Origin of the sequence: Metabacillus mesotrionivorans (assembly GCF_052171315.1) — a bacterium.
GTDB lineage: Bacteria > Bacillota > Bacilli > Bacillales > Bacillaceae > Bacillus_P.
Map to the genome: position 1 here is coordinate 316,433 of NZ_JBQMFF010000004.1, position 861 is coordinate 317,293.

Here is an 861-nt window from a genome sequence, read left to right on the forward strand (position 1 = left end):
CCGTTCCGGCACTTTGTCCCAGCTGCTTGCAGTTGTCGCATCGGCAGGGTGCAATGTTCTGACGATCCACCAGACCATTCCTCTTCAGGGAAGGGCAAACGTCACGCTTTCCCTTAACACAAATGGAATGAAAGAAGATATAAACAGTGTCATGGCAAAGCTTAAACGGCTTGAATTTGTGGAGAAAGTAGAGATATTAGGATCTGGAGCTTAGAGGAGAGGATTACAAGTATGTCTTTTAAGGTTGGCTATTTAGGGCCTGCAGCTACGTTTACCCATCTTGCAGTGACAAAATATTTTGAAGATGAAGCAGAGCAGATACCGTTTTTGAATATACCCAAATGCATAGATGCCGTTGCGGCTGGTGAAATTGATGTCGCGGTCGTTCCGCTTGAGAACGCTCTTGAAGGATCTGTTAATTTAACAGTGGATTACCTCGTACACGAACAGCCGCTGCCGATTGTAGGGGAAATTGTTGCGCCTATCCAGCAGCATTTATTGGTGCATCCTGAAAGAGAACATTGCTGGGAAGAGACGGAGAAAGTATACTCCCACTCCCACGCCATTGCCCAGTGCCATAAATTCCTGCATCGGGAGCTTCCGGATGCAGCCTACGAAAATGCAGCCTCAACCGGTGCTGCTGCAAAATACATACAGGAACATCCTGAAGAAAAAGTTGCGGCCATTGCAAATGAACTGGCGGCGGAGGAATACGGGCTGAAAATGGTCAGGAAGGATATTCATGATTATCCCCATAACCATACGCGCTTTGCCGTGCTTCATCCCGACAAGGCAGCAACCTTCAGAACAAATCTAAGAAAAGTAACTGACCGGACCACCCTGATGATCACCCTTCCATCC

1 protein-coding gene and 1 pseudogene are annotated in these 861 nt (G+C 47.5%); both read left to right on the forward strand.

Annotation, left to right across the window (positions count from 1 at the left end; all coding sequences use genetic code 11):
- Window positions 1-214 (forward strand): annotated as a pseudogene (locus ACTSEZ_RS13800) (ACT domain-containing protein); the annotation flags it as partial.
- 17 nt (window positions 215-231) lie between these two features.
- Window positions 232-861 (forward strand): prephenate dehydratase (pheA, locus tag ACTSEZ_RS13805; protein WP_369734736.1); only part of this gene is annotated, 630 nt, incomplete at its 3' end.